Below are 22972 nucleotides of genomic sequence, written 5' to 3' on the forward strand. Positions count from 1 at the left end.
TACTTTATTTTCCGATGACTCGCTCATGCAGAACATGTGCTACTCCAGCTTCATTATTGGATTTTGTCACTACATCTGCAACTGCTTTGACATCGTCAATGGCATTTCCCATAGCAACGCCACATCCTGCAAATTCCAGCATCGACACATCGTTCCCATTGTCTCCAATCGCCATCACTTCTTCACGAGAAATCCCCAGTTCTTGCGCTAGAAGCTTTACAGCATTTCCTTTGCTCACATCGGGATGAAGAATTTCTAGGAAGAAATCTGTGCTTTTCACCATCATGTACTGATCCTTTACTTCAGATGGAATGGCTTGTATCGTCTTTTCCAAACGTTCCGGCTGATCAATATACATCATTTTCGGAAGTCTCATGGATGGGTCTGCCTCTTCGACAGGTAAATACTTAAGCGGCAATTTCGTTAAATACGATTCAAGTACCGTGTATTCACTAATATCCCGATTTGGTGTGTATAGATGAGCTGAATCGAAATAATGCATAGGTGTATCCAGCTGACGGCTCAGTTCATATAAAGAAGTCAAATCATCATAGGATAAAGTTAATTCTGATACGACTTCATTTGTATGGCTGTTTTGTACAAGCGCTCCGTTATAGGCGATGACATAATCCCCCTCTTGATCGAGCTGCAGCTCTTTTAAGTAGCGGTGCACCCCGCCAATCGGCCGGCCTGTACATAAAACAATTTTAACGCCTTTTGCCTTCGCCTGTTGAATCGCTTCAAACACCTCATCCGGCACCATATGCTGATCATTTAATAACGTACCATCCATATCAATTGCGACTAATTTATACATTCACTGCTCCCCTTTTCTCAGCAAAACGTGCTGTCACTATTTTGAGTGATCATCTACATGATCACATGCTATTCATCATACTATGTACCTATTTTAGCCTATCGTTTTTTTCTTACGCTGTCTACTTGTTCCTATCTGTAACAAAAAATCACGTTCTCCTAATCTATTATAACGTATTCTATGAAATCTGCTGTGAATAGATCAGTTCCCCCTTTTTAACTATATAAAAAGAAACAAATGTTCATCAGAGAATATTTTGAAACTAGCAAATCTAATTGTATGATAGATAGCAAAGAAAGGAGGTGCAGAGAATGATTACATTAACGAGAGGAAAATTGTCAAAAATGTCTGGTGTACATATTGAAACCATTCGTTTTTATGAAAATGAGGGTGTGCTCCCCGAGCCTAATAGGGCACATAACGGCTATCGTTTATATGATAAAAAATATGTACTCATGCTATCCTTTATCACTGAAGCAAGAAAGCTAGATTTCTCACTGAAAGAAATTCGTGAAATTATCACATCACTATTCGAGAAACAGTCGAAAACAGAAGCGGAACAGCTGCTCGAACAAAAAGTAGAGGATATTCAAAAATCCATTCAAGAGTTAAAAAAAAGGAAGGCGGCCATTCAACTGTTAACGAAACAAACATTAGCTAACATTAGTTAATTGTAAGGGCTGCCCAAGATGTGCCGGTATTTTTTACTGGCACCCCTCTGCGCCTAGCTGTTAAGTACACGTTCTATGAAAACATCAGGTATACTAGAGACAGCTAGACGTGACATCAATCGTATTGAAAGGGGTTATGAGTAGAATGAGAATAGCAACCATCGGAACAGGTGTGATTGTGGAAGGTTTCCTGCAGGCGATTGAACAGCTTGAAGGTGCTTCTTGCCACGCCGTCTATTCAAGAAAGGAAGCAACGGCAAAGAAGCTCGCAGATCAATTTGGGGTGCAAACGACTTATACCGATTTAACCGCTATGTTAGAAGATCCCCACATAGAAGTAGTGTATATCGCATCACCAAATCGTTTACATAGCGAGCATGCGACGGCTGCATTGAAACACGGAAAACATGTGATTTGTGAAAAGCCTTTCACCTCTAATGTGAAAGAGTTAGAAGCCTTAATCGCTCTCGCAAAGGAAAAGCAGCTCTTCCTATTTGAAGCCATTACGACTGTTCATATGCCCAACTATCATTTAATCAAAAAACACCTTTATCAATTAGGCAAAATCAAACTCGTTCAATGCAACTATAGTCAATATTCAAGTAAATATAATCAACTGCTCGCCGGGGAAACGCCAAATGTCTTTAACCCAGAGTTTTCTGGCGGTGCCCTCATGGATATTAACATTTACAATGTTCATTTCATTATGAATCTATTTGGTTCACCGAAAGACATTCGTTACCAGGCCAACCGCCATCCAAACGGCATCGACACATCTGGTGTTTTAACTTTTACTTACAATGATTTCATCGCCACAAGTGTTGGCAGCAAAGATACAAGCAGTATGAACTTCGCTTTGATTCAAGGGGAAAAAGGGTTCCTGCATGTGAAAAATGGTGCGAATGGCTGTGAGGAAGTGTTGCTGCATATAGGGGACCAAGTCACTTCACTCAATGCACAAACCAATTCAAACCGCTTGTTTTATGAAGTGGAAGCCTTTCAGCATATCATTGAAACCAGAAACGACGAAAAGTGTTATGAATGGCTTGATGACAGTCTTTCTGTCATGAAGGTTCTTGAAGCCGCTAGGAAAGATGCCGGTATTGTTTTCCCTGCGGATCATGCTTAAATAAAAAAACCGCCTTCTGAAATGAAAAGGCGGTTTTTTGACATTAGATACTCTTTGAATATGCCACCAGACGCTGAGACATATGATTCACTTCATCAACTGAAGCGTTCACTTGCTCTGTTAAAGCAGCCTGTGTCTGCGTAAGAGCTGTCATATTGGAGATATTTTCAAGAATTTGATCGATTTGTGTTTTCATTTCAGTTAAACTAGATTCGATATTTTCTGTCGCATTGGCACTATGAAGCGCTAGCTTACGCACTTCATCGGCAACAACTGAGAAACCGCGTCCCTGCTCGCCTGCTCTTGCTGCTTCAATTGCGGCATTCAAACCGAGCAGATTCGTTTGGTTTGCCACTTCTTTGATCAAGTCTGAAATATTCTTCGTCTCATCTGCACTGTTTTTCGCCAGATGAGCAGCAGATGTTGACTGCTCTTGAGCGACAGCAAGCTCCTGTGCTTGGTTTGTCACAGAACTGATGCCAGATACCATCTCACTAATTGAACTTGAAAGCTGTTCTACTTGGGAAGCCATTTCATGGGCTGTTTTTTCTTTATTTTTTTCTAACGTAATATCACGAATCGTTCCTGCAACACGTAAAGGAACACCCTTCTCATCACGAATGGTTTCACCGCCCGCATGATACCAGCGGTACTCGCCATTTTTACTCTGCAATCTATAATCAATGTCAAATGGCGTGCGCCCAGAGTGGTCATTTAAGTGATCCGAAAAGGCTTGGAGAGCCGATTCTTTATCTTCAGGATGCAAACGATCACTCCAGCTACTCAACACGTTCGGGAAATCTTTTTCATCTGTAAAACCAAGCGTTTTTCTAAACTGTGGAGACCACCAGAATTCATTGTTTGGATTGACAGAATCACCAGCCTCTACAACCATATCCCAAGGAGCTTCCACAAGCGCACGGTTGATCAAGTCATATCTTGTCACGAATGCTTGCAGCTCTTCTTCTTTCATTTTCTGATCATGAATATCAAAAAGAGCCCCTGCCACACGAAGAGGTACCCCATTTCGATCTCGAATCGTCGTTCCAGTTGCTTTGAACCAGCGATACTCGCCATTTTTCAACTTCAGACGATATTCGATATCATACGGTGTACGGCCAGAATGATCCAATAAATGCGTAGAGAATGCATTTAAGGTGTATTCCTGCTCATCTGGATGAATTCGAGATGCCCAGCTGTCTAAGACATTCGGAAAATCGTTTTCATTTTGAAAACCTAGCATTTTGCGGAAATCATCTGTCCATGTGAATTCGTTTTTTGGATTCACAGGATCTCCTGCTACAACCGTCATATCCCATAAACCAACTTGAATCGCTTTTGTCACTAAATTCATACGCATATGAATATCTTCTTGCGCATCTTGCATCTTTTGCAACGCTTCATTTATTTGAGCCACAGCTTCTATTGTTTGACTAGAAGAGAATGCAGCAGTATCAATTCTGGCTGAAAAATCCCCCTTCTCAATTCGTTCAACTAATTGACTGGTTTCACTTAGAAGGGCTCCCGACGATGAATCACTTGCTTTTCTCATAAACATCTTCAATAACTCCTTTCATTCTTCCATATTTTTTTGAAATATTTTACAGTTACAAATAATTCTTTATTAGGACTTTAGTCATACAAAAGATATATCGACAAAAACTGAAAATTGTTTATGTCAGAATGAAGGCAAATGTTCATTTTTTCACGAAGTTTCAGATTTTGGGGATGGGTCATGGAAAGGATTTATGGAAGAAAACGGCTCATTTGATAGAATCAACCACCTATTTTGTCTGAAAAATCTCTTTTTTTATATTGACACTGACCGCTCGAAAAAAGAAAATGGAACATAAGCATTTTAAAAAAGGAGAACGTCATGAGCGCGAATCAGGAACAACACGAATTAAAAAAGCTTTTATCGCCGCGTCATATTCGCATGATTGCGATGGGCGGGGTCATTGGTACAGGAATCTTTAAAGGAAGTGCCGATACAATCGGCTTAGCAGGTCCTGGAGTCATCTTTTCCTATGTATTTGCTGGATTGCTTCTTCTCATTGTCATGGCGGCTTTAGCTGAAATGGCCATCGTCTATCCGGGGAATAACCTTCGCGACCTCATACAGATTGCGCTTGGTCAACGTTTTTCATTTGTTGTCGGATGGGTTTACTGTTTTATGTGGCTCACTGTATGTGTCATTGAAATCATTGCAGCGGGGAGTTTACTTCAATATTGGATGCCAAACGTACCTTTATGGTCCTTATGTTTACTTTGCTCGCTTTTAGTCATCGGAATTAATTTAAATAATGTAAAATACTTTGGTGAAATTGAGTTTTGGTTCGCTGGAATGAAGATTTTCGTTATTATTGTGTTTATTATTCTCGGTGCCGCATTATTATTTGGAATCATTCCGAGCGAACAAAGCACGCCTGTTCTCACCAATTACCAAAACTTTGTCCCGAACGGATGGGGTGCTGTCTTTGCCTCATTATTAGTGGTGATCTTCTCGTATGGAGGCTCTGAATTGATCGGGCTGACCATTACAGAAACAAAGGATGCAGAAAAGGTTTTACCTGGTGTTGTCAAAAGTATGATGTGGCGCATCATCTTGTTTTACACACTGCCGATTTTGATTATTTGCGGACTCATTCCTTGGAATCAAATCGATCCGAATAACAGTCCTTTTGTCCAAGTCTTTTCAGCAGCTGGCATGCAGGGTGCCTCTCACTTCATTAATTTCGTCTTGATTACAGCCGTTCTATCTGCCGCCAACTCTGGTATTTACGGCACGACGAGAATGATTCATTCTCTATCTAAATCAGACGGCGGTCCAAAAAAGCTGGCACAGGTCAACAAAAGAGGTGTACCTATTTTAAGTTTATGGGTGACCGTTCTGTTTCTATTAATCGGAACATTCTTTGCTTACTTGTACCCAGATCAAATTTTCAGCTATATGCTGGCTATCCCTGGTTTTGCGGTTTCTCTTATTTGGATCAGCATCTGTCTGGCACATTTGAAACTGCGTCCAAGATATCCGCAGGAGCCGTATTTCAAAGTTTGGTTATTTCCGTATTTCACTTTATTTGCTGGTCTTGTACTCAGTGTCAGTTTTGTTCTGTTCCTATTCAGACCAGAGAACTTACCTAGCTCGATTATCAGCATCGGTTTCTTAACAGCAGCCATCATTGCTTCATTTTTAATGAAAAAGAAAGCTTAGAAACGCAAGCAAAAACCCGCCTCAGTGGCGGGTTTTTTCATGAGCAGCTGCTGTGACTTCAAAATCAACAGACGCTTTTGGGATGCCGTTGATGATGATGGTTAATGTATGAATGCCTTCATAGTGCTTTCTCGTTGTCATATTTTGAAACGACTGTGACCTTACGAACTCTCTATGGAGCGTTGATCCTGTTTCAAATTCTGTGATTTTAAATACCTTTTGATTGCGTGTACCACGAGCTTTCACGTAATCAATGGCATACTCTACGCGCAGCTTTAATGGCTTATCAGCCTGAAGAATAAAATGAAAGGTCAGTTTCTCTCCAATACAAATGGGGTCCTGCGTAACCTTCAAATCCGTTACTTGGATAGAAGGATCATCTCCATAGCCAAATAAAGCCATGATATCTGGATCGCCTTTTTTCAATAACGTACGGGATGCATGTTTGACAATCCAGTTTGTATGTTCATTGGTTCCATACCAGCTTTTGACCATTTGCTTCATGAGATCGGGCTGAATTGCAGAAATATCATTTAAATGATTCGCTACACTTTTTTGCACATACTTGGCCGAATCTGACTTCAAGTTTTCCAAAATGGGCAGCGTGACAGAAGGGTCCTTTTTCAGCGCAGGGACGGATAATCCCCACGGCAAACGAGGCCTGCATCCTTCACTAGCGAGACGGCGAATATGTTCATTTTGATCCTGTGACCACACAAGCATCTGCGCCAGCATTTTCTCTTGATCTCGAATGAGAAAAGGTCGAACGGCAAATTCAGCAGTGGAAAACGGTGTAAAGTATTCAAGTGCTTTGATCGAGATATCCCAATGGTCAACACCATATGTCTCGACATAGTCTGGAAATACGAGCGCACTGAGCCCTGTAAAATGCGGTGCTGTCTGACGCAGTACATCGATTGCCTTCTCATAATCCTCAGGCAGACAGGCATGCATCGATTCAGTCACTCTTCTCATTCGTCCTTTCAACTCCAGCTGCTCCCAATCCTCTTGAAACACGAGCTGCTGAAAGTGATCAGCATCAAATACAGTTGACACTTGCGCAAGTTTTTCTGCTAAATTTTGAATAAATGGTTCATTATATACATGTTTTAAAGGTTCGATCATGTCCGCCTCCCATAGCTCAATATCATTATTTTATCCTAAATTGTCAAAAGCGGCATAACAACAAGCCAAAAACAGCCCAATTCCGAAGAATTGAGCTGTTGTGCCGTTATATAAACATATTAATGATCATAATAAATGCAATGGCGCTAACGGAAATGATGGTCTCCATAGCCGTCCATGTCAAGAATGTCTCTTTAATGGTCATACCAAAATACTCTTTGATCAGCCAAAAACCAGAGTCATTGACATGAGACAAAATCAGTGAACCCGCTCCTGTTGCTAAAACAAGCAGCTCTCTGCTCACATCCGGCATGGATGCAGCGATTGGGGCTACAATTCCGGCCGCTGTCATCATGGATACTGTAGCAGATCCTGTTGCCACACGAATAACCGCAGCAATCAGCCAGCTAAGTAAAATCGGTGAGATTGGGGAGTGTTTGGCTAAATCAGCAATATAATCCCCAACGCCTGAATCGATCAATACATTATTGAACGCTCCGCCTGCACCAATCACAAGCAGAATGGAAGCGATCGGTCCCAAACATTCGTTACTAAATGACAGCACTCGGTCACGGCTCATCCCTTGTATAAAGCCAAGACTAAAGAAAGAATACACGGTCGCAATCAATAAAGCTGTTATGGGATCTCCGATGTACTTAAACATCTGATACCACATACTATCCTCTGGCAAAATAATGTCCGCCAACGTGGCAAGCAGCATAAGGATGACCGGCACCAAAATGGTAAACATCGTATTCGCAAAACCAGGAAGCTTCCGATCAGCATGTCGTTCCGTGAATTGCTTTCTGAGCATCTCTGGAACTGGTTTATGTATTCGTTTTCCAATCCACTTACCATACAACGGTCCAGCAATAATAGCTGTTGGCAAACCGACGATGATTGAAAAGAAAATCGTTTTCCCCACGTTGGCATGATAGATGCCTACTGCTGCCATTGCAGCTGGATGAGGCGGAACTAGCCCATGCACAACAGACAAGCCTGCGATTAATGAAATCCCAATCGTCACGAGCGAAATGCCCGTTTCAATCGCAATGGTAAAGAGTAAGGGAATGAGAAGAACAAATCCGACCTGGAAAAAGACAGGTATCCCCACGATAAAGGCTACAAACATCATCGCCCAATGCACATTCTTCGTCCCAAAACGACTGATGAGTGTTTGAGCGATCCGCTCAGCGCCCCCTGACTCAGCCATCATTTTCCCAAGCATGGTCCCAAGCGCTAGCACAATCGCCAGTAACGATAACGTGTTCCCTAATCCCGTTTTAATCGATTGAATGATTTCCTGTAAATCCATTCCTGTAGCAAAACCTACTAGCATAGAGGTAATAATCAAACTCACAAACGGATTCAACTTAGCGACTGTAATGAGAATGAGTAAAAGGACAATCGCCGCAATCACAATGAATAAAAGCATGTTCTCCCACCTTTTCCCCGATGTTTAACGATTTTGTTTTAATTGCAACGCACTAATGACATCAAATTCATCCTTCAGTTTGTCATAGAGACGCTCATATAAATAAAATAGCTCTATGTATGTTTCGTTGTTCTCCATATTTGGTTCATGGCGAGCAGAAATACGAATCCATTCCTGTACTTCTTCTATCTCTTCCATATGACCTAAACTATGAAGTGCAAGGACAGCCGCCCCAAGTGCGGAAGCCTCGTAGCTTTCTGGAACGAGCACTTCTCTGCCCATCGTATCCGCCAAAATCTGCCTCCATAGCGGGGATCTCGCAAATCCACCAGAAGCCCGGACATCCTTCGCTGGACCTGTTAAATCTCTTAGTGCCACACCGATCGAGAAAACACTCATAATGACGCCTTCTAACACGGCTCTAATAAAGTGCTCGCGCTTATGCTGAAGACCAATCCCGAAGAACGTGCCTCTTGCGTTTGGATTCCAATAAGGTGCACGCTCACCTGTTAAAAATGGTAGAAACAGCAGTCCTTCTGAGCCAGCTGGAACCTTCTCTGCAATATCAATCATCAGATCGTAAGGGTCTACACCTAGACGCTTCGCTACCTCCACCTCTGACGACCCAAATTCATCCTTCAGCCATCTCAGCATAATCCCGCCGTTATTGGTCGGTCCTCCGACTACCCAGTGCTTGTCCGTCAATGCATAGCAAAATGTTCTTGATTGCTCATCTGTAATCGGCTGATCTACGACTGTACGTACTGCACCACTTGTCCCAATCGTGACTGCTACCTCACCTTTGCCAATCGCACCAACACCAAGATTCGCTAGGACACCGTCATTTGCACCCACAACAAATGGTGTATCTTCTTCAATGCCCATTCGCAGCGCAATTTCTGGCTGAAGCCCACGCAGCTGATGCGTCGTTGGAACAAGTTCAGACAGCTGATTCACCTGAATTCCTGCAATACGTAGGGCCTCCTCGTCCCATTGAAGCGTTTCCAATCGGAACAGTCCTGTTGCTGATGCAATTGAATAATCGACCACATACTGACCGAAGAAATGATAAAGAACATACTCTTTGATGGAAATGAATTTTGCTGCCTGATTGAAGACGTCAGGTGTCATTTCCTTGATCCATCGTATTTTTGAAAGCGGTGACATTGGATGGATCGGTGTTCCGGTTCTTTTATAAATTTGAAAGCCATCTAAGTCCGTTATGATTCGTTTCGCTTGTTCTGCACTTCTGTTATCAGCCCAAATGATACTGTTTGTTAATGCTTTTCCATTCTCATCCATGACGATTAAGGAATGCATCGCCGTACTAATTCCCACACCTATGAGTTTTTTTGCATCAAATGCTGCTTTCGTCAATGCGCCTCTTACACTCGCAATCACAGCATCTAAAATATGTTCAGGGTCCTGCTCAACCCATGCTGGCTGGGGGTGAATGAGATCATAAGGAACAGAATGCTTTGATATGACTTTCCCCTGTGGTCCAAATAGAACCGCCTTTGTACTTGTTGTTCCAATATCCAAACCAATTACCGCCTGGTTTCCCTTCATCTGTATCACGCCCAATCATTGATTTGAAATAAAGTGTCGTGGTGCCGGTGTACCTGATAAATCCCATTATAGGAATATTTTTTTCGACATTCAACGATCAAAAAGAAAATAATTTTCACTGAAAACCTCAGAATCGTTACCACAACAGCATTTTTCACTAACAGAAAAATTTATTTTTGAAACCATTACACCCTTTTTTGAGAAATCGTTTCTCTCATTTGCTTTAAGTTTGTTAATGTTTCCTGCTGCCTTAAATGTGCAAGCGCAAAATATAGCACATCAATCACAGTAAGCTGGGCAAGCCTAGCAGACATCGCTTCCGTTCGGAAAGCCGTTTCTTGCGTTGATGTATACAGCGTGACATCTGCAAGCTGACTCAATGGAGAACGCTGATAGCTTGTAATGCCAATGGTTTTCGCTCCTTTCTCCTTGGCTGTTTTCATCGCATCCAGTAAATCCTTATTTCGACCAGAATGAGATATACCAAGCACTGTGCTCTTTTGATCAAGCAGACCTGCCGACATCGCTTGAAAGTGAGAATCTGTATGAACAATACAGTTGATGCCTGTTCTCATAAATTTGTGAAAAGCATCTTTGGCGATGAGGCCAGACCCACCGCTGCCATAAAACTCTAAGCGCTCTGCTTCATGGATTAATTGTACGGCTTTTTCTACATCTTCTGGATTCAACAATTGAAAACTATCCTTTAATGCAGTGATGTTTGCCTGAAATACCTTTTGCATAAAAACGGCAGTATCATCGTCAAGACTCATCTCTTCATCTACATAATCAGGCTTCGTTTGGTCTATTTCCTGGGCAATAGCAATCTTCAAATCTTGATACCCCTCAAATCCAAGCCTTTTACAAAGACGAAAAATCGTTGCCTCTGAGCTCGCTGTCTTTTTGGCAAGTTCGACAATCGACAAATGGATGATGTCGTGGGGCTCACTCGTAATGTGCTCAGCAATTGCTTTCAATTTTGGCGGCAATCCTCTGCTTGCTGCCCTTATCTTATCTATACTACTTAAACTGACAGAAGCCAATTGACTTCACTCCTTCCTTATTCATGGGAGCGCATACATTTCCTCATGTTCCCATCTTATAAAAAAGAAGCCTGTTTGGACAGACTTCTTTTTTAAGAATTCAAGACTTTGATCATTAAATCAAAAAACCCTTCAGCATCTACATCCATACACACTTGAAGATTGCGATCTTTTCCCCATTGATGCTGAAAATCACATATCATTTGACCATCGCAGAACTCACTCTTCGTCTCCACTTCTACATGAAACGCCTGTGTATTCACAAGTTGTTTATCAATTGCAAGACTTACAGCAAGCGGATCATGCATAGCACATGCCCACACCCCATTCCGCTCAAAATAGCGCTGGCGGTAAATGCTTGTGCTCTCTCTGATATAATTGGCTAACGTTTCATTTTGAATGGCATTAATTCTCTCATCCGTTAACAAGACCTGTCTCGTGACATCCAGCCCTACTTGAGTCAATGAAGTGAATCCAGCCTCCAGCACCAATTTCGCCGCTTCTGGATCTGCATATGTATTAAATTCCGCAACCGGTGTGACATTTCCCTGTCCCTGCACGACACCCCCCATAAAAATGACTTCTTTCACGTGATGAACCAGCTCAGGGCATTTTTTTACCGCAAGGGCTAAATTCGTTAAAGGCCCTGTCAACACGAGCGTAACCTGCTTCGAATACTTCAGCACTTGGTCAATGATAAAATCAGGCGCAAAACCTTCATCTGCGGTCTTCTTAGGCCGGGCGTCCTTTAAAGCGCCGCCAATTCCATCCTCCCCATGCACCCGATGTTCATAATGAGGGGCTCTCAAAAGAGGCGTTACTGCACCTTTGATGACAGGGATTTCCTCTGCCTCAACCAGCTCAAGCACTTTACACGTATTCAACGTCGCCGCTTCAACAGACACATTCCCGCACACCGTTGTGATCCCCAACATATCAAACCGCTTACTTTTCACTGCAAGCAAAATACCAATCGCATCATCAATTCCAGTGTCTACATCCAAGATCAATTTCTTTTTATTTGCCATGTTTGAAAGCTCTCCCTTGTTTGTAAGTGTTGTTAGGGGAATGATAGCATATTTTGAAATTGATTTAGGGAATCAATCGGCTTTGTCGACTTGTTATTTCACTTTTTCTCCAATGTCTTTCAAATATTGTTCGCGTTCTTTTTTGGAGAGATCTTTTAAAAAATTCTCTTTTAATTCCGGTTCATCTTTATATTTTTCCCAGTCCCTAAAACGAATTGATAACTCGTATGAATAACTCATTGAACTGATTTCTTTTGTTCTATACTTTAATGAAGCGGAGAACTCGTACTTTTCTGGCTCATCATTTATATATCCTCTAATTACGATGTAGCCCATTGGATCAATAGTTACCCTCTTCTTAAACGTTATGGTCTTAATAAAGTGATGGATGTCTTCTTTGCGTAAACATTCTTCTATTTTAGGCTTCATTTTTTCTGCGAGCTCTTCTGCTTTTTCTTGATCGCTCTTTTCTTTTACCACATCATTTGATTTACTTTGCTTATTGTGCTGAGTGATTAACGAAGTCACTGAGACAATGATGATAACGACCAAAACAGATACAAGTTTTATTGTGTTTTTCATGTCTACCGTTGCCACCTTCTTAATAATGAAAAATAAAAAAGGTAATTTATCAACTTTTTGTTATTTATCCCCAATATCCTTGAGGTACTGTTCACGTTCTTTTTCAGAGAGTCGTTTAAGATAGTTTCCCTTTATTTCAGGCTCTTCTTTATATTTATCCCAGTTTTTAAAGCGATATGATAAATCAGGAGAATGACTCATCGAACCTATTTCATTAGATTTGTATATTAATGATGCAGAAAAATGATATTTTTCTGCATCGTTATTTATATATCCATCAACTGTGACATAACCCATAGGGCTTATAGATACATTTTTTTTAAATGTGATGGTTTTAATAAAATTGTGAATATCTTTTTCATGTAAATATTCTTCAATTTTTGGTTTCATCTTTTCTGCGAATTCTTCGGCCTTTTCTTGATCGCTTTTCTCTTGCACTACTTCATCTGAAAAACTCTGATGAATGTACTCTACAACAAACACAGTTACGGAGATGACGGCGACCACAATTATGATAGAAAATTTCATGATATTTTTCATAAAAAGCAAAACTCCTTAATGAACTTTAATCAGCTGACTATTGAATTTGACAAAATAAAAACAGGTAGGCTAGTACCTGTTTTACTCTTTTTCTCCAATGTCTCTCAGATACTGATCACGTTCCTCCTTAGTAAAACTTTTAAGGTAATTTTCTTTCACTTCCGGCTCATCTTTATATTCTTCCCAATCTATAAAGCGGTCTGATAAATCAGGGTCATAACTCATTGAACCGATTTTTTTAGCTCTATATTGTAAAGAAGCTGAGAAACCGTACTTTTCCGGTTCATCATTTACATAACCATCAATCGTAATATCTCCCATTGGGTTAATGGTCACATCTTTTTCAAACGTGATGGTTTTGATAAAGTCATGAATATCTCTTTTGTGTAAGTGCTCTTCAATCTTGGGTTTCATCTTCTCTGCAATTTCTTCTGCTTTTGCTTGATCACTCTTTTCCTTGACCGCATTATTAGATTGAATATGCTTGTTGACCTGAACGATTAATGAAGTCACTGCGACAAGGATGACTACAAACAATACAGATAAAAGCTTTATTGTGTTTTTCATGTCTACCGTTGCCACCTTCTTAATAATGAAAAATAAAAAACAGGTAGGTGATTACCTGTTTTATTATTTTTCTCCAATATCTTTAAGATACTGTTCACGTTCTTTTTCGGAGAGTCTTTTAAGATAGTTTTCCTTTAGTTCAGGTTCATCTTTGAATTTATCCCAGTCTTTAAATCGATAAGATAATTCAGGAGAAAAAGTCATGGTACCTACTTCCTTAGATCGATATTCTAATGATGCAGAGAAGTCATACTTTTCTGGGTTACCATTAATATACCCTCTAATTATTATATAACCCATTGGATTAACGTTTACTCCCTTATCGAACGTAATGGTTTTAATAAAGTTGTGAATATCTATTTTATGTAAACGTTCTTCTACTTTCGGTTTCATTTCTTCTGCGAATTCTTTTGCTTGTTCTAAATCGTTCTTCTCTTTCACGATTGTTTCACCTTCTGATTCATTCAATTTTTTTTCTTTATCTTTTTGAAAAACAAGTGATAATACTAGAATAAAAACGATAGTAATCAAAACAATCAGTACAACCTTAAATGTATTTTTCACAAAAATTATCCCACCTTTTAAATATTCAATCGATAGGTTTTTATACCTTTTTTTATAGATATTTACCATACAATATCTTATAATATACATGATAATTATTACAGGAGTGTAAATGTTGACCAAAAAATATGCAATTAATCAACTTAGCGATAAAGAATATAATGAAATATCATCAGCATCTTATGATATCTTCAACTATGAAAATTCTAAAGATATACACTTGAAAAATGGTAAAATAATGTATGTTGTTGACCACCAAGAAACAAAAAAAGGTCTTAACTCACTAACCCTTGTATCAGAAGAAGATTTTGAGCGCTCCGATGGCGGAAAAGACCTCACCAAAATCAAAAACGCCGTCATCGCCTACCGCGGGTCAGAACCGATTGGGGCAGGCCAATATAAAGATACCATTAAAAAACATGGAAAAAAAGAGTCAGATGATCTTCTTTCTACCATTTTGACAAAGCTGCCTCCTTTTAGCCAGTCAGAGACGTCAAAGGAAGTGACGACGAAGATGACGACAGGGACAACGACCTATACAAATGAGATTGTGCAAGATTGGTTGATTTCAGATACGAAGTATTTGATTAAAAATATCCCTTTTGAACACGGCGCTGAGAATCAAATGGTGCAAGCGGACCGGTATGCGAAAGAGATCCATAAGAAAATGCCGAATGCGAAGATGTATGTGACAGGGCATTCACTTGGTGGGTCAAATGCTGCCTATGTTCTTGTCAAAAATGATTTTATTCAAGGCGGGGTCACCTTTGAGAATCCGAATATTTACCCAAATCTATCGGATGGTCTGCAAGCCAAAGCATTAAAAGGTGATTACCGTAGTAGATTAACAGAATATATCAATCTCAATGACGGGCTATCTCTCTTAAATCGTCATACGACAGAAATCGGTCGTGTGAAAGTGATGTATGATGCCGCTTTACCTGAAGGCGTCGATTACACTGAGGACTCCTCAAAAGCCGTCCAATTTATGAAAAATCTCCTCAATCGGGCAATGAGTGTGAATCCTTCACTTGATGCGAATTTATTTCTTGAAGCCCTCGCCGGCAGCCATGGCTTAGACCGGTATTCCTTTTCGTCAGATGGCTCCGTTCAAACCATTGATGATATGTTGAGAAAAAACCCTTCTCTCACTGCCGCCATGTTACATCAATTGAGCCAATCAAATGTTCACCCTCAAAGTGTGGTAGCGATTTTAATCAAGTCGCATGTTCTCATGAACACAGGTCGTACATTCTCCACATATGCCGAGCACCATATGCAGCAAATCATTCGTAAAATTGAGAAACTCGATGACAAAGTGGAGCAATCGGTGGAACGCGTCCGTTCAAGATACAAACAAATTGTCGGTTTTGGTTCGTATGATCAGCTGACGGCTTCAGATGTGGATGCTGTGATTCGCCACTTAAAAACAGAGGGTCTTGAAAATGAATTCTATTCGGTCAAAAAATATGATGCAGCGATTGATCATGCGATGGATATGAAAAGGTGGCTGGACTCGGTATCAGATGATATGAGCCAGCTAGGAAAACAATACCACGATGCAGATACGGCCCTAGCCAAGAACATGGGTATTTCTTAAGGAGTACGATAAATGGAATTTTCAAAGAAACAACCAACAGATGCAGATCGTTTTTTGCAAAGAATGACAGATACGCATACATCAAGCTCCATCTTCTCAAAAATAAACTTTGACACGGAAGACATGACACCAGCAGAGCTGGCTGCTTTGAAAGCAAAGATCAAAGAAGAACAGAAAACAGCGCTGATCAGAGCCATCCGGCATCAGCTTCAAAATGAATTTGCAGAAGATCGCCAAGAAGCAGAAAAAATGTTAGACCTGATCGATGAACTTCTGATCAAGGTGTATCAACATAAAAGGGAGATCCAAACCCATATGTCAGGTGAAGCCGTTGACGCTTTAATAGAAAAAATCGAACAAAGACTCACATTTTTTGAGCTGAAAGAGGATGTTCAATCCGCTATCGACTCGATCGGCATTTAAATGAACCTTCCATCCGGTGAATCTTTTCCCCGTTTCACTCGTATATACTAAAAGAGTGATTGATTTGAAAGGAGATCTGTTTGTGGGATATATGTTGTTATTTTCGGTTGTGATCGGTCTTGTCCTGACCCTTTTGCTCACACCACTCAGGTTAATCGTTAGAAAGAAAGGGACTGAACAACAGGTACCGCTTATGTGGATTGCGGGACTTGCCCTGCTGTTCATCATCGGGATTTTCGGCTTCTACTACATCACCAATTTAGACCGTAACCCATCATCACTGTGGCTCATTGGACTTGTTGTGACAGCAGCAGGTGCCTTTTTATCAGTGGGATTGGAGCGGAAGATCAAGGGCGTTTTATTTCTCATATTATTGCTACTCGGTGTTTATATGGCAACCGCTTTTCTATTCAATGCAAATGAGAAATTCGACGTGTCTAAAATGGAGCAAAAAGTCGAAATCAAAGCGTTTGATGAGACAGAAACACCTGCGAGTGTACCACCGCAATTTGCTCGCAATAAGATGAAGAAATCGTTCGGACAGGTGCCAAACACAAGCTACTACGAGCTGGGCAGCTTGCAAATTCAGAAGGTCAATGGTGAGTATGTGTATATCGCACCCGTCGAGTTCTCCGATTTCTTTAAATGGATTCGTTCTGGTAGCACACCGGGTTACTTTACACTAAGTGCGACCGACTCATCTGCCAATCCAAAGTTTGTGAAAACCGAGATGGTCTATACGCCTTCTTCCTATTTCAATAAGGAAATTGAGCGGCATATCCGTCTTCAGTACCCAAATTTGATTTTCTATGGAGACACGCAGCTGGAGATCAATGATGATGGCAAGCCTTATTACATCCAAACATTTGGAGATTTTATCTCTGCACGAAACGGGTTTAAAGCTTCAGGTGTGGTTGTTGTGGATGCCAAAACGGGTGAAACGAAGAAATACGCCTTAGACAAAGTACCAGCCTTTATTGATGGCGCTGTGTCACCAGAGGCCGTCAGTCTGCAGAATAGTTACTTCGGCAACTATGTACATGGTTTCTGGAACAGTCTTTTTGGAAAATCGGATGTGAAACTCCCTTCAGACGAGGGGACTGAAGCCAATGTAAGTCCAGTGTTTGATGCCAAAGGGGAAATGTATTACTTCACAGATTTCACCAGTCCAAAAGAGGGCGTTGATTCCATGCTCGGGTATGCACTGACAAATGCCCGAACAGGAAAAGCCACGTATTATACGGGTAATCTTGAAGAATCCTACATGGATTCACAAGGAGCTTTGCAAATTATTGAGAAACGATTTATCGAGAAGAAATGGAAGGGCCGCATGCCGATTCTTTATAATTTCTATGGGGAAGCCAGCTGGCTTACACCTGTTCTCGATTCAAACGGGTTCCTGCAAAACTACTTTATTGTTTCGGCAGCCAATCCTGAAATCGCGGCATACGCTTCTACACCAAACGAAGCACTAAGAGCCTATAAAACAGCTCTTCAAAAAGGCGGCGGTACCGTCAATAGTTCATCAAAGCAAGAAAAGAAAGAGTCGACAGGCAAAGTAAAGAGGGTGTATAAGGAAAAGACCGGGGATTATACAACCGTCACCTTCTTACTAGACGATGGGAAAAACTACACCATGTCTTCTGAAAAAGAGCCTCTTATCATTTATTTAAAAGATGGGGATCAAGTCACCATGAAGTACACAGATACAGGTGAGATTTTCCTCCCAGTTGATGAAATCAACATCAAAGGATTATAAAAAAAGACGCTTCTCCTACTGCGGAGAAGCGTCTTTTCTCTCTTTCCTCAACAACTCAACAAGCAATTCCTTATTTTTATTCCCGCCTGTCATCGGGGATTCGACATAGGAAAATGTCCGTTTAAAATCCATTCCCCTCACAGAAATGACAGCCAATTCACCGCCAATGCTGCCCCGCTGGAGGACATATTTAGATAAAACAGATAGCCCCATTCCATGAATGACAGCTTCTTTGATGGCCTGGTTGCTGCTAAATGTCACAAACGTCCGTGCTTTCAGGCCATTTGATTTCAGGACGTGCTGTAAGTATTCTCCTGTCCCAGATCCCTCTTCTCTTGTGATCCATGTTTCATTTTGCAATTGATCAATGGTGACGTCCTTTTTCTTTGCAAACGGATGGTCTAATGGGGCAACGATATACAATTCATCCTCTAGGAACGTTTCTACAGAGAGTTCTTTGTCATTGGTTTGTCCTTCGATTAATCCGATATCGACATGGAACAACCGGACATGTCTGGCAATCGCCTCTGTATTATCAATGACCACCTCAATATCAACATGCGGATAGAGCTGATGAAATTCTGCCAAGATTTGCGGCAGTACATACTCCCCAATGGTAAAACTCGCTCCAATCGTGAGCTTCCCTCGTGCCAGATGATGATGCTCATAAATATCCTGCTTCGCCTGTTCATATAAACGAATGATTTGTTTTGATCGATGGTACAGCATATCCCCAGTTGGCGTCACCGTTAATTGCTTTGGCGAACGATTAAGCAGAACAGTCTGAAATTCCTGCTCCAAATTCTTAATGTGAAGACTGACACTCGGTTGAGAAATCCGCAGCTTCTGAGCTGCTTTTGTAAAGTTTTTCTCTTCTACAACTGTCACAAATGTCTTCAGTGCATCATAATACATCTGTCCCTCTCCTATCAGAAATCTTAATCCTACATCTTCAATATATATATTTTACTAATTCCTTTCCAGATCGTAAAGAACAGTCTAAACGCAATCAATTTAATAAAAATATTTACTAATTTTTTTAAAGACTCTATACTGAAAGGAGATATTTTCTATAGGAGGTGCTGACTTGGCAGCTAAAATAAAGGACATTGCGGAAAAAGCCGGATTATCCATCGCCACCGTGTCTCGCGTACTGAACCAAGATCCCAACCTATCGGTTACGGATCAAACACGTGAGAGAGTATACGCGGCAGCAGAAGCTTTGTCCTATCAAAAAAAGACATTCAAACATTCGCTAAAAAAAATTGCCTTTCTCTATTGGATGACAGAAAAAGAAGAGCTTGAAGATATTTATTTTAAATCCATTCGTCTAGGCATTGAGGAACTCACCAATACCAGAAGCTTAAATGTTACCGCTTACAACCCATCTGATGGTCTTCAATCGATTGATCCTTCTACAGAAGGCATCATCGCCATCGGTCGATTTAAAAAAAATGAGCTTGATCAATTATATGCGATCACAAAACACATCGTCTTTATTGATACATCACCAGATGAAGACCGCTTTGATTCTGTGAAACCAAACCTGAAACGAATTGTAGAAAAGATTATTGATTCTTTTATCGAAAAACAGCACACATCCATCGGATTTATTGGCGGGACAGATCTTGATCTCAATACAAATAGGCGTATTCCAGATATTCGTGAAACGACCTTCCGCCAGTACATGACAGCACACAACAAACTGGATGAGCAATTGGTCTATATCGGTCACCATTTCTCTGTAGATGAAGGCTATTCATTGATGATGAAGGCGATCGACGAGCTTGGTGATCACCTGCCAACCGCTTTTTGTGTCGCAAGTGATCCTCTTGCGATAGGCTGTTTACAAGCATTAAATGAACGCGGTTTTTCTTTACCAAATCGAGTGAGTGTCTTTAGTATCAACGATATTCACGTCTCTCAATATGTGTCACCACCGCTCACAACTTATCACATCCATACCTCTTTACTTTGCGAAACATCTGTCGATTTACTTTTAGAAAGACTGGTTGATGGCAGAACATTACCAAAAACCGTGCTGATTGCCTCAGATCCTGTCTTTCGTAAAAGCACGATATAAACAGCTGGAAGCCCTGCCGTATATGGCGGGCTTCTTTTCTCTTTATTTCAGTAAAAAATTTTACTTAATAAATTTAATAAAATGTGTTTACTTTTTTTACTCAAGTTGATATTCTCACATTAAGAAAGCGTTTTCTTATCATCTGTGAAAAAAGAACGAGAGGGGATTACGAATGAAAAAGGGAAAATGGGCGACATTATCGGCAGTCGTTGGTACTGCTGTGCTGCTGCTGTCAGCATGCGGACCAGGAGATGACAATTCAAGCGGTACACAGCCGGCATCTACAGGTACAAAGACCTTGTTAGTGTGGGAGGATGTCAAAAAGTCTGATGGGATTCAAGACGCTGTCAAAGAATTTGAAAAACAAAACGACGTGAAAGTCAAAGTAGTCGAAAAAGCATATGCCGACCAAATTGAAGCGCTTCGTCTTGATGGCGCAGCCGGCACTGGTCCAGATGTCATCACCATGCCTCACGACCAAATTGGCTCAGCTGTCACAGAGGGATTGTTACAAGAAATCAAACCAGATGAAAAAGTGATCAATTCCTTCACAGACGAATCGATTCAATCACAAACGATAGATGGAAAGCTGTATGGCCTACCAAAATCCGTTGAAACCACTGTGCTTTTCTATAACAAAGACCTCGTGAAAAAGGCACCAACAACACTCGATGGCTGGTATGACCTTTCGAAAAAGCTGACAAAGGACGGGAAATACGGTTTTGTTGCGAAATGGGATGAAATTTACTACGCAGAAAGTGTATTAGGCGGTTCAGGTGGCTATATTTTCAAACAGAAAAACGATGGTGCTTATGACGTCAATGATATTGGTCTTAATAACGATGGTGCCATCGAAGGCGGAAAATACATTCAGACATTCTTTAGCGAAGGACTTTTCCCGAAAGGCATCATTGGTGAGCAAGGAATCAATGTCCTCAATTCCTTATTCACTGAGAAAAAGGCAGCGGCTGTGATTTCTGGTCCATGGTCATTTGGCCCTTATAAAGAAGCGGGTATCGACTATGGCGTGACCGAACTGCCAACACTCCCTAACGGAAAACATATGAGCTCGTTCTTAGGTGTAAAGAGCTACAACGTCTCCTCTTATTCTAAAAATAAAGAACTCGCCGAGAAATTTGTTGAGTTTATCACGAACGAAAAAAATTCGAAAAAGCGCTTTGAAGTAACAGAGGAAATTCCACCTGTGAAAAAGCTGATGAAAGACCCAGTGATTACTGAAAACGCAAATGCGGATGCTGTTTCAAAGCAAACAAAATATGCCACGCTGACACCGAACAATCCAGAAATGGCAGAGGTGTGGAAGCCGATTGACAGTGCATTAGGACTGATTGCGACCGGCCGTACCGATGTGAAAAAGGCATTTGATGATGCGGTCAAACAAATCGACTCGCAAATTAAAGCGAATCACTCCAAATAAACATCAAGCGCAGGTAGCTGTTCAGCTATCATGCTGCCTGCACTTGATCTAATTTCATATGAAGTAGGTGTTAGACGTGACGGGTAACCTTGAACTAGACCGCACACACATAGTGGAATCAAAGACACACCGGAGACGGGCGCTAATGTTCTCTCTTATACCCGGGATGGGGCAAATATACAACAAACAGTATGGCAAAGGGGCACTCTTTTTCCTGTTTGGCGTTTCTTTTCTACTTGTGTTTTATGATTTATTCAATATTGGCTTCTGGGGGCTGTTCACACTTGGTACGATGCTGCCTCGTGACAACTCTGTTTTCCTTTTAGCAAAAGGAATTATTGCACTTTTAACAGCTGGATTTGGCATCGGTTTTTATGTACTCATGATACGAGATGCATTTATGAACGGAAAGAAACGTGATCAAGGGGTTCCGCTTCAATCCATCCGTGCTCAATACCATCAGCTCATCGATCAAGGCTTTCCTTACTTAATGAGCACTCCTGCTTTCTTTTTACTTCTATTCTCTGTTGTCTTTCCTATTATGTTCAGCTTTGCGCTGGCCTTTACAAACTATGATTTATACCACTCGCCTCCTGCCAATCTCATTGATTGGGTAGGCATCAAAAACTTTCAAAATATCTTTTCAATCGATATTTGGAGAGACACATTCATTGATGTACTGGGCTGGACGGTCGTATGGACGTTGGCTGCATCGACCCTTCAATGTGCTGTCGGCATCTTTCTAGCGGTTCTGCTCAATCAAAAAGATTTAAAAGGAAAACGGTTTTTCAGAACAATTTTGATTCTGCCGTGGGCTGTTCCAGGATTTGTGACCATTTTGGTGTTTGCTGGATTGTTTAACGACACGTTTGGCGCGATCAACAATACCCTTTTTGCATCGATTGGAATTGATCCAAAACCATGGCTGACAGATCCATTTTGGAGCAAAATCGCTCTTATTACGATGCAGACCTGGCTTGGTTTTCCTTTTGTGTTCATTATGACAACCGGCGTTTTGCAGGCCATTCCTGAAGATTTATACGAGGCTGCAACCATTGATGGGGCAAATTTCTTTCAGAAATTCCGGTCCATTACATTACCGCTTGTCCTCTATTCAATTGCACCTATATTAATCACGCAATATACGTTTAACTTTAACAACTTTAATATCATCTACTTATTTAATGGCGGGGGGCCGCCTGTTGCTGGATCCACAGCGGGGGGCACAGACATCTTGGTGTCTTGGATTTACAAACTGACGATGCAGTCTTCTCAATATGCACTCGCTGCCGCTGTTACGATCTTACTGTCAATCTTCGTCATTGCCATTGCACTTTGGCAGTTTAAGAGAACGAATTCATTCAAAGAGGAGGACATGATGTGAT

General features: G+C 41.0%; 20 protein-coding genes and 1 pseudogene. 9 read left to right on the top strand and 12 right to left on the bottom strand.

Features of this window, described 5'->3' with window-relative positions:
* Positions 1–4: 4 nt before the first annotated feature.
* Positions 5–817: a sugar-phosphatase gene (gene yidA / locus NST57_RS19525; RefSeq protein ID WP_341299116.1), complete on the bottom strand. Its 813-nt coding sequence runs from the start codon at positions 815–817 to the stop codon at positions 5–7.
* A 311-nt stretch (positions 818–1128) separates the two neighbouring features.
* On the opposite strand from yidA, the gene NST57_RS19530 reads away from it, so the two are divergent.
* Positions 1129–1488: a MerR family transcriptional regulator gene (locus NST57_RS19530; RefSeq protein ID WP_142153283.1), complete on the top strand. Its 360-nt coding sequence runs from the start codon at positions 1129–1131 to the stop codon at positions 1486–1488.
* Positions 1489–1633: 145 nt separating this feature from the next.
* Positions 1634–2617, top strand: a complete 984-nt coding sequence (locus NST57_RS19535; RefSeq protein WP_341299117.1) for a Gfo/Idh/MocA family protein — start codon at positions 1634–1636, stop codon at positions 2615–2617.
* A 43-nt stretch (positions 2618–2660) separates the two neighbouring features.
* Here NST57_RS19535 and NST57_RS19540 read toward each other — a convergent pair.
* Positions 2661–3974 (bottom strand): annotated as a pseudogene (locus NST57_RS19540) (methyl-accepting chemotaxis protein); the annotation flags it as partial.
* Between the two features lie 519 nt (positions 3975–4493).
* On the opposite strand from NST57_RS19540, the gene NST57_RS19545 reads away from it, so the two are divergent.
* Positions 4494–5831 carry an amino acid permease gene (locus NST57_RS19545; protein WP_142153291.1) on the top strand — a complete coding sequence of 446 codons (1338 nt, stop codon included), beginning with the start codon at positions 4494–4496 and terminating at the stop codon, positions 5829–5831.
* Between the two features lie 21 nt (positions 5832–5852).
* On the opposite strand, the gene NST57_RS19550 is transcribed toward NST57_RS19545, so the two are convergent.
* The 9 genes from NST57_RS19550 to NST57_RS19590 form a co-directional block, all read right to left on the bottom strand.
* Positions 5853–6953, bottom strand: coding sequence for a DNA alkylation repair protein (locus tag NST57_RS19550; protein WP_445818830.1), 1101 nt, complete (start codon positions 6951–6953; stop codon positions 5853–5855).
* Positions 6954–7062: 109 nt separating this feature from the next.
* Positions 7063–8391 (bottom strand): GntP family permease, encoded by a 1329-nt coding sequence (locus NST57_RS19555; protein WP_048002495.1) that lies wholly within the window; start codon positions 8389–8391, stop codon positions 7063–7065.
* A gap of 24 nt (positions 8392–8415) precedes the next feature.
* Positions 8416–9960, bottom strand: coding sequence for a gluconokinase (gene gntK, locus NST57_RS19560; RefSeq protein WP_341299120.1), 1545 nt, complete (start codon positions 9958–9960; stop codon positions 8416–8418).
* Positions 9961–10145: 185 nt separating this feature from the next.
* Positions 10146–11003, bottom strand: a complete 858-nt coding sequence (locus tag NST57_RS19565) for a MurR/RpiR family transcriptional regulator (RefSeq protein WP_341299121.1) — start codon at positions 11001–11003, stop codon at positions 10146–10148.
* A gap of 92 nt (positions 11004–11095) precedes the next feature.
* Positions 11096–12031, bottom strand: a complete 936-nt coding sequence (locus NST57_RS19570) for a nucleoside hydrolase (protein ID WP_341299122.1) — start codon at positions 12029–12031, stop codon at positions 11096–11098.
* Between the two features lie 93 nt (positions 12032–12124).
* Positions 12125–12613 (bottom strand): DUF1433 domain-containing protein, encoded by a 489-nt coding sequence (locus tag NST57_RS19575; RefSeq protein ID WP_341299123.1) that lies wholly within the window; start codon positions 12611–12613, stop codon positions 12125–12127.
* Between the two features lie 60 nt (positions 12614–12673).
* Positions 12674–13153, bottom strand: coding sequence for a DUF1433 domain-containing protein (locus NST57_RS19580; protein WP_048001200.1), 480 nt, complete (start codon positions 13151–13153; stop codon positions 12674–12676).
* Positions 13154–13234: 81 nt separating this feature from the next.
* Positions 13235–13720: a DUF1433 domain-containing protein gene (locus tag NST57_RS19585; RefSeq protein WP_341299124.1), complete on the bottom strand. Its 486-nt coding sequence runs from the start codon at positions 13718–13720 to the stop codon at positions 13235–13237.
* Positions 13721–13783: 63 nt separating this feature from the next.
* Complete coding sequence (locus NST57_RS19590; RefSeq protein ID WP_341299125.1) at positions 13784–14284, bottom strand: DUF1433 domain-containing protein; 501 nt, start codon at positions 14282–14284, stop codon at positions 13784–13786.
* A gap of 115 nt (positions 14285–14399) precedes the next feature.
* On the opposite strand from NST57_RS19590, the gene NST57_RS19595 reads away from it, so the two are divergent.
* The 3 genes from NST57_RS19595 (at position 14400) to NST57_RS19605 (ending at position 18066) form a co-directional block, all read left to right on the top strand.
* Positions 14400–15884: a lipase family protein gene (locus NST57_RS19595; RefSeq protein ID WP_341299126.1), complete on the top strand. Its 1485-nt coding sequence runs from the start codon at positions 14400–14402 to the stop codon at positions 15882–15884.
* Positions 15885–15896: 12 nt separating this feature from the next.
* Complete coding sequence (locus NST57_RS19600) at positions 15897–16307, top strand: hypothetical protein (RefSeq protein WP_142153307.1); 411 nt, start codon at positions 15897–15899, stop codon at positions 16305–16307.
* 82 nt (positions 16308–16389) lie between these two features.
* Positions 16390–18066, top strand: coding sequence for a hypothetical protein (locus NST57_RS19605; RefSeq protein WP_142153309.1), 1677 nt, complete (start codon positions 16390–16392; stop codon positions 18064–18066).
* A gap of 15 nt (positions 18067–18081) precedes the next feature.
* On the opposite strand, the gene NST57_RS19610 is transcribed toward NST57_RS19605, so the two are convergent.
* A complete protein-coding gene (locus NST57_RS19610; RefSeq protein WP_142153311.1) occupies positions 18082–18981 on the bottom strand; it encodes a LysR substrate-binding domain-containing protein in 900 nt (299 codons plus the stop codon).
* Positions 18982–19153: 172 nt separating this feature from the next.
* On the opposite strand from NST57_RS19610, the gene NST57_RS19615 reads away from it, so the two are divergent.
* The 3 genes from NST57_RS19615 (at position 19154) to NST57_RS19625 (ending at position 22971) form a co-directional block, all read left to right on the top strand.
* The gene (locus NST57_RS19615) at positions 19154–20149 is read left to right on the top strand and encodes a LacI family DNA-binding transcriptional regulator (RefSeq protein WP_341299127.1); all 996 of its coding nucleotides are present in this window, start codon (positions 19154–19156) and stop codon (positions 20147–20149) included.
* 172 nt (positions 20150–20321) lie between these two features.
* On the top strand, positions 20322–21587 hold the full coding sequence (locus tag NST57_RS19620; RefSeq protein WP_142153315.1) for an extracellular solute-binding protein: 1266 nt from the start codon (positions 20322–20324) through the stop codon (positions 21585–21587).
* A 145-nt stretch (positions 21588–21732) separates the two neighbouring features.
* Entirely contained in the window at positions 21733–22971 is a 1239-nt protein-coding gene (locus tag NST57_RS19625) for an ABC transporter permease subunit (RefSeq protein ID WP_142156132.1), read from the top strand.
* The last annotated feature ends 1 nt before the right edge of the window (position 22972 follow it).

The sequence above is a fragment of the Bacillus sp. FSL M8-0077 genome, from assembly GCF_038050255.1.
Classification (GTDB): Bacteria; Bacillota; Bacilli; order Bacillales; family Bacillaceae; genus Bacillus; species Bacillus altitudinis.

Coding starts and splice junctions, on each gene's coding strand:
- yidA (WP_341299116.1), bottom strand. CDS start 817: ATGTATAAATTAGTCGCAATTGATATGGATGGTACGTTATTAAATGAT.
- NST57_RS19530 (WP_142153283.1), top strand. CDS start 1,129: ATGATTACATTAACGAGAGGAAAATTGTCAAAAATGTCTGGTGTACAT.
- NST57_RS19535 (WP_341299117.1), top strand. CDS start 1,634: ATGAGAATAGCAACCATCGGAACAGGTGTGATTGTGGAAGGTTTCCTG.
- NST57_RS19545 (WP_142153291.1), top strand. CDS start 4,494: ATGAGCGCGAATCAGGAACAACACGAATTAAAAAAGCTTTTATCGCCG.
- NST57_RS19555 (WP_048002495.1), bottom strand. CDS start 8,391: ATGCTTTTATTCATTGTGATTGCGGCGATTGTCCTTTTACTCATTCTC.
- gntK (WP_341299120.1), bottom strand. CDS start 9,960: ATGAAGGGAAACCAGGCGGTAATTGGTTTGGATATTGGAACAACAAGT.
- NST57_RS19570 (WP_341299122.1), bottom strand. CDS start 12,031: ATGGCAAATAAAAAGAAATTGATCTTGGATGTAGACACTGGAATTGAT.
- NST57_RS19575 (WP_341299123.1), bottom strand. CDS start 12,613: ATGAAAAACACAATAAAACTTGTATCTGTTTTGGTCGTTATCATCATT.
- NST57_RS19580 (WP_048001200.1), bottom strand. CDS start 13,153: ATGAAAAATATCATGAAATTTTCTATCATAATTGTGGTCGCCGTCATC.
- NST57_RS19585 (WP_341299124.1), bottom strand. CDS start 13,720: ATGAAAAACACAATAAAGCTTTTATCTGTATTGTTTGTAGTCATCCTT.
- NST57_RS19600 (WP_142153307.1), top strand. CDS start 15,897: ATGGAATTTTCAAAGAAACAACCAACAGATGCAGATCGTTTTTTGCAA.
- NST57_RS19610 (WP_142153311.1), bottom strand. CDS start 18,981: ATGTATTATGATGCACTGAAGACATTTGTGACAGTTGTAGAAGAGAAA.
- NST57_RS19620 (WP_142153315.1), top strand. CDS start 20,322: ATGAAAAAGGGAAAATGGGCGACATTATCGGCAGTCGTTGGTACTGCT.
- NST57_RS19625 (WP_142156132.1), top strand. CDS start 21,733: ATGTTCTCTCTTATACCCGGGATGGGGCAAATATACAACAAACAGTAT.